Genomic DNA, 6,446 nt, shown 5'->3' with positions numbered 1-6,446 from the left:
TTCGCCGCTTCCTTGGACACGATGAACGCGCTCGTGAGGTTGGTATCGATCACGCGTTGCCAGTCGCCCAGCTCAAGCTCGATAAGCGGCTTTCGAAATTGAATGCCTGCATTGTTGATGACGATATTGATGTGCACGATCTTGCCGCCGTTCCCGCGCGCGATCATGCGCTTCGCCGCTTCCTTGGACACGATGAACGCGCTCGTGAGGTTGGTATCGATCACGCGTTGCCAGTCGCCCAGCTCAAGCTCGATAAGCGGCTTTCGAAATTGAATGCCTGCATTGTTGATGACGATATCGATCTGCACGCCATGTTCGTCCCAGTGCGTGAACGCATCCTTGACGGCTTGTTCGTTCGTGACATCGAACGCACGGCCTTGCGCTTTCAAGCCGTTGCTTACGAGGCGCGAGACCGCTTCGTCGACGGTATCGGGTCTCGTTCCATTGATGATCACCGCAGCGCCTGCATTCGCGAGTCCTTCAGCGAGCGCGAAGCCAATGCCACGCGCCGAGCCGGTGACAAGCGCGGTGCGGTTACTCAGATCGAAAAGCTGTGTCATGCGTTTGTCCTCGTATCTGTTTTGTCATATCGGCTTTTAGTGAGCCGAAGCGCAGGGAAACATTGTAGTGGGATGGCGCTACGCGGCGGGCTGCGGGCGATGCGGCGCGGGTGACCAATCTAACGGCGCGATCTTGTTAATTTCGTATCAGAAAGTAGTGTTGCTACGTGAAGAACGCATTTTTTAACCTGTAATGCGTGTGTTGGTATCGTAATTTTTACGCCAAAAATACGAGAATCGCCGCGACGCAGCAAATTTATCGCATGGAAACAAGTATTTGAACCACGTAAACCCTAGATTGTGATCCATCGCTCAGTCCTTTACATTGCGTCGTAATACTACGGTTCAAATTGTTGTTCACTACAACCTCGGCGACCGACGCAGACTGTCGAAAAGCAGAAATCGCCTGTATTGCCATGAGAGGAGACAAGCCATGGATGATGATTCAAAGGCCTTCGCATCAGAGTCAGCTTCACAATCTGCTTCAAAACCGGTTTCCCGCCGCAAGTTCCTGGTCGATATGGCCGCGACCGCAGGCGCGCTTTCCCTTTCGCCACTGGCGCTCGCGCAGCAAAAACCGCTCGTGCCGTTCAGCAACAAGAGCCTCGATTACTACTTCTTCGCGACGCAACAGGAAGCGGTAAAGCGCGCGGTCGAAGCTAAAGGCTGGACGTTCCAGGCGGTCAACGCAAACTTCAGCACCACGACCCAGCTCGAGCAATGGCAGAGCCTGTTGCTCAAGAACCCGGCTGCGATCATCGCGGACCCGATCGACAGCCAGGCTATCGCGAGCGTGATCAAGAAGTACAACATGAAGAAGATTCCGGTCGGCATCATCGATACCCCCGCGCTCGCCGGCGATGTATCGATCACCGTCGACTTCGACAATTACGCCGGCGGCGTGATGGCGGCCGAAGCCATCGTCGCGGCGCTCAAGAAGAAGAACGGTTCGGCCAAGGGCACGGTGCTCAACTGCTACGGCGCGCTGCAATCGGTGGCATGGCGTCTTCGCAAGGAAGGGCTCGAGGCGACCTTCAAGAAGTATCCGGACATCAAGCTGATCAGCCGCCCGACTGAAGGGCTGCTCAAGAACATGCTGTCAGTGACGCTCGCCACGCTCTCGGAATATCCTGATCTCGACGCCGTGCATGCGCCAAGCGACTCACCCGCGCGCGGCATTGTGACCGCGCTGCAGCAAAAGGGTAAGTGGAAGAAAGTCGGCGAGCAGGGCCACGTGATTTTCGTGAATATCGACGGTGAACCGGCTGCGCTCCAGTGGATCGGCGACGGTTACATGGACGCGGTCGTATCGCAGGATCCGATCGCCTATGCGCAGATCACGGTCGAGATGCTAGACAAGTATTCATTGAAGGGCCAGCCCGTACCGCTCGGGCCGTATCAGAACAGCCAGTACTTCTGGGAGAAGGCGGAAATCACGAAGTCCGTGACAGGTCCGAGCCTCGTGATCCAGCCCTTCGTAGTCGATGGCAACTCGGTCAAGGACAAGCGCCAGTGGGGCAACATCGCCTACAACGAATGGGGCCTGCGCTACAGCTAGGCCGCCGCTTGGCGCACGTTCAGTCTTCCGGTCCGCGTCACGGCGCGGACCGGTAACAGCAACCGGATGGTCGGACATGGCAGATACCAGCAGCACGGAATACATCCTCAGGACCCGCGATATCGTCAAGCGCTACAAGGCGGTCGTCGCGCTCGATCACGTGTCGGTCAACATCCGGCGCGGCACGATTCACGGCCTGCTCGGCGAAAACGGCGCGGGGAAGTCCACGCTTGTCGGGCTGATTTCAGGCTTGATATCGCCGACGGAAGGCAGCATCGAATTTGCGGGTGAAGAGGTGCAGGGCTTTGACGTCAAGCAGATGGAAGCGCGCGGCGTGTTCCTCGTCACGCAGGAGCCGATGATCGTCGAGTCCATGTCGGTCGCCGACAACCTCATGCTCGGTCACTGGCCCGTGAAGCGCGGTTTCACGAAGACCGTCGATCAGCGCGCGCTGATGGCGAACGCGGTCAAGGCGCTGGAAGGCACGGGGCTCGACCCGCGCATGTCGGCGCGCGAACTCTCGGCGGTCGCCAAGCGCAAGCTGAACATCCTTCGTGCGCTGTACAGCGGCGGCAAGCTGCTGATCCTCGATGAACCGACCGCCGCGCTCACGCTCGCGGACCGCGATCATCTGTTCGGTTTCATGCGAAGCCTCAGGGCACAGGGTGTGAGCTTTGTGTTCATCTCGCACTACAACGAAGAGATCCTGAGCATCTGCGACGGCGTGACCGTGCTGCGCAACGGGCGGCTTGCTGGGGAGATGGACAATCTTGACGGGATCGATTCGGATGCGTTGTCGGAGCTGGTAATCGGCCGCGATGTGCCGTTGTTCCACCGGGCGCACGGCGAAAGTGAAATTCAAGGGGAAGCTGCATGGCAGGTCAGCGGACTTCAGGCACGCAACATCAATATAGAGTCATTCAGCATCAAGCCTGGGGAGATCGTGGGGTTTGCGGGCTTGCCGGGGTCAGGGGCGAAAGAGTTTGGCCTCGCGCTGTTCGGGCTCAATCGCGCGAGCCGCGGCCGCATCAGACATGGCAATCGGGAGATGGATTTCCCCGATCATCCGCAAGCGGCGTTCGCGAACGGCATCGCGTATCTGTCCGACGACCGGCATCGCGATGGACTCGTCGGCCTGCAAAGCATCGCGCAGAACATCACCATGTCGAGTCTTGCGAAAGTTTCCAAGGCTGGCGTCATCGATGCCCCCGCCGAGCGCTCGGTGGTCAAGCGCTACTTCGAACACCTCAGGGTCAAGGCGGCGACGCCGAAGGTGCTGCTCGGCACATTGAGCGGCGGCAACCAGCAGAAGGTGTGTCTGGGCCGCGTGCTCGCCACGGAACCCAAACTGCTGATCCTCGACGAACCCACGCGCGGCATTGACGTAGGCGTGAAGGAAGAGGTTCATCGCATTATCGATGCCCTCACGCGCGAAGGCCTGAGCGTGATCGTGATCACGAGCGATCTGGACGAAATGGTGCGGATGGTCGATCGCGTCTGCGTGTTCGTGGATGGCGAGGTGAGCCAGGAATACACCGGCGCGGACATCGATAAAGACACCATCCTGCAGTCGGCATTCGGCGCCGCCAGCAGCGCACTTACACACTAAAACTCAGGAGACGGATCATGCAACCCAGGAGCAACATCTCCGCGAGCGTTCCGCCGGCGGCGCCCCCCGCCGCGGCAAAGCGGCCCGCAAAACACAGCGTGCAATGGCTGTTCCAGAACGTGGTGTGGCTGTGGCTTGCCGCGCTCGTGATTGTGTTCGGCGTGCTCAATCCGTTCTTCTTCACGGTCTCGAACCTGCAGAACGTGCTGGTGCAGGCGACCGTGCTCGGGTTGCTTGCGCTGGCAGTATCGCTGCCGCTGATGGTCGCCGAGATCGACCTGTCGATAGCAAGCAACATGGGATTTTCAGCGGCAATCGGCGCGATCATCAGCACCCGGCTCGGCATGTCGCCGGCGATCGGCGTGCCGCTCGGCATTGCGGCGGCGACGGCGATCGGCTTCTTCAATGGCCTGTGTGTCACGCGCTTGCGGATGGTCTCTCTGATCCAGACGCTGGCCGTGATGATCGTGCTGCAAGGCTCGCTCTTGGCGGTCACGCAAGGCAATACCATCTCGGACATGCCCAACAGCTTTATCTGGATCGGGCAGTACACCATTGGCAACTGGCCGGTGATGCCGGTTGTGTTTCTCGTCGCGCTGATCGGCATGGGCTTCCTGTTGCGCAAGACCGTGCTCGGCCGAAGCCTTTATGCGACCGGCGGGAATGCGCTCGCGGCAAACTCGGCCGGTATCCGCGTGAACCGGGTAAAGGTCATTGCGTTCACGTTGTCGGGATTTCTTTCCGGCGTCGCGGGTTACTTGCTGGCTGCGTGGCAAATGGCGATCACGTCCGATCAGGGCGAAGGATTCCTGCTCTATGCAATCGCGGCGCCGATCATCGGCGGGGTCAGCGTGTTCGGCGGACGCGGCGGCGCGGCGGGGATTCTCGGCGGCGTCCTGTTGCTGACGGTGATCCACGTCGGGCTTGCTATTACATCAGTGCCGTCGTTTTATGTGCAGATGATCGGCGGCGTGCTGATCTTTATCGCCGTGGCGGTCGATGCCATTCGCGTGAACTTCGTCGCGCAATGAGCCGGCTCAAAGTACTTTTCAGGCATTCAAAGACATGACCGATCCAAGACAGTGCGAGATGTATATCGACGGCCGCTTCGGCAATGGCGGCGAGATCGAATGGCTCGACGTGATGAACCCGGGTACGGAACAGATCATTGCCCGCGCCCCGGACGCGCGTGCTCCGGTCGTCGATGCAGCCGTGGCCGCAGCCAAAAAAGCATGGCAAACATGGCGATGGACCAACCCGTTCGAGCGCTCGCAGTTGCTGCATGCCATCGGCCATAAAGTCACGCTGGCCGAGCGCCTTATCGCCACGGCGATCACCGAAGAGATGGGCAAGCCGCTCGGCGAGGCGCGCGGCGAAGCGAAGAAACTCGCGAAGGCGTTTCACTACTACGCGGAAGAAGCGGTACGCGTCTTCGGCAGCACGATTCCGAACGAAGACGACGGCTTCATCAGCATCGTCGAGAAGGAACCCGTGGGCGTGGTCGGGGCGATCGCGCCGTGGAATTATCCGGTCGAGCTGATCGGATGGAAACTCGCAGCGGCACTGGCGGCGGGGTGCACGATTGTCGTGAAACCGTCGGAATACACACCGTCGAGCGCGCAGGAATTGTTTCGATGCCTGGACGAGGCGGGTCTGCCGCCGGGCGTGGCGAACCTTGTCATGGGCGCCCGCGAGACAGGGCGTTTGCTGGTCGGCCATCCAGACATCGATAAAGTCGCGTTCACCGGTTCGCAAGCTGCAGGAGAAGACATCTACCGGACGGTGCGTGGGATCACGCCGCTTTCGCTGGAACTGGGCGGGAGCTGTCCGCTGATCGTGACGGGGAACGCTGATATAGAACGTGCGGTTGCGGGCACCTTGCGCCGCGCGTTTCGCAACGCCGGGCAGATCTGCATCTCGATCAATCGTGCGTACGTGCATGAGTCGGTCTACGGACGCTTTGTCGATCAACTGGCGTCGGGCGCACGCAGCCTCGTGGTCGCAGACGGGCTCCTGCGTGAGAACGCCGATGTCGGTCCCATGACAACCCGCGCAGGCGTGGCCAAGGTCGAACGTCACGTCGCCGATGCGCGCGAGCGCGGTGCGCAAATTCTCTGTGGCGGCGGACGTCCCGATGGCGCAACGCGCGGTTTGTACTACGCGCCCACGGTCATTGCCGACTGCACGCCCGGGATGCTCGTGATGCACGAGGAAACGTTCGGGCCGGTGATCGGCGTGGCGCAGTATCGTTCGCTCGATGACGCCATTGCCGAGGCCAACGGTACGCCGTCGGGTCTTGCGGCCTACGCATACACGGAAAACATCAAGGAGAGTTTCACGCTGAGCAAGCGGCTCGACTTCGGCAACGTATCGATCAATCATGTCGATGCCGGCATCATGAACGCGCCTTACGGTGGCCGCAAGCAAAGCGGCACAGGCTACGAACACGGCCACGAAGGCATGGAAAGCTACTTGCATCTCAAGCACGTGCGGCTTCGGCACGGCGCATGACGGGGACGTCGATGGAACGTTATCTTCTCGGTATCGATATCGGCACCTCGGCGTGCAAGGTGATCGCAGTCGACAGCCGCGGGCAGGTGGCCGCGAAAGCGGTCGGCGATTACCCGGTAATGAGCCTGCGGCCCGGCTGGGCCGAGCAGGATCCCGAGTACTGGTGGCGAGCGGCGGACAAGGCCGTGACGGAAGTGCTCGCGCGCTA

Annotated in this window: 6 protein-coding genes; 5 read left to right on the top strand and 1 reads right to left on the bottom strand. The window is 60.4% G+C overall.

The window, feature by feature from the left end; translation table 11 throughout:
- A partial coding sequence (locus ACRXB1_RS27515; RefSeq protein ID WP_449493822.1) for an SDR family NAD(P)-dependent oxidoreductase occupies positions 1 to 560 on the bottom strand: 560 nt, incomplete at its 3' end.
- Between the two features lie 433 nt (positions 561 to 993).
- On the opposite strand from ACRXB1_RS27515, the gene ACRXB1_RS27510 reads away from it, so the two are divergent.
- The 5 genes from ACRXB1_RS27510 to ACRXB1_RS27490 all read left to right on the top strand — a co-directional run.
- Positions 994 to 2,118 carry a sugar ABC transporter substrate-binding protein gene (locus ACRXB1_RS27510; protein WP_449493821.1) on the top strand — a complete coding sequence of 375 codons (1,125 nt, stop codon included), beginning with the start codon at positions 994 to 996 and terminating at the stop codon, positions 2,116 to 2,118.
- A gap of 76 nt (positions 2,119 to 2,194) precedes the next feature.
- Positions 2,195 to 3,727, top strand: coding sequence for a sugar ABC transporter ATP-binding protein (locus ACRXB1_RS27505; RefSeq protein WP_174363280.1), 1,533 nt, complete (start codon positions 2,195 to 2,197; stop codon positions 3,725 to 3,727).
- 17 nt (positions 3,728 to 3,744) lie between these two features.
- Entirely contained in the window at positions 3,745 to 4,758 is a 1,014-nt protein-coding gene (locus ACRXB1_RS27500) for an ABC transporter permease (protein ID WP_174363279.1), read from the top strand.
- Positions 4,759 to 4,792: 34 nt separating this feature from the next.
- Complete coding sequence (locus ACRXB1_RS27495; RefSeq protein WP_449493820.1) at positions 4,793 to 6,238, top strand: aldehyde dehydrogenase family protein; 1,446 nt, start codon at positions 4,793 to 4,795, stop codon at positions 6,236 to 6,238.
- 11 nt (positions 6,239 to 6,249) lie between these two features.
- Positions 6,250 to 6,446: FGGY family carbohydrate kinase (locus ACRXB1_RS27490; protein WP_449493819.1), on the top strand; the 197-nt coding region annotated here is incomplete at its 3' end.

The organism is Caballeronia sp. M23-90, assembly GCF_053574605.1.
Note: the sequence above shows the minus strand (reverse complement) of the source record. Positions and strands in the feature narration are given on the sequence as shown.

What these genes read in the sequence shown, in the direction of transcription:
- ACRXB1_RS27510 (WP_449493821.1), top strand. Translation starts at nt 994, where the DNA reads ATGGATGATGATTCAAAGGCCTTCGCATCAGAGTCAGCTTCACAATCT.
- ACRXB1_RS27505 (WP_174363280.1), top strand. Translation starts at nt 2,195, where the DNA reads ATGGCAGATACCAGCAGCACGGAATACATCCTCAGGACCCGCGATATC.
- ACRXB1_RS27495 (WP_449493820.1), top strand. Translation starts at nt 4,793, where the DNA reads ATGACCGATCCAAGACAGTGCGAGATGTATATCGACGGCCGCTTCGGC.
- ACRXB1_RS27500 (WP_174363279.1), top strand. Translation starts at nt 3,745, where the DNA reads ATGCAACCCAGGAGCAACATCTCCGCGAGCGTTCCGCCGGCGGCGCCC.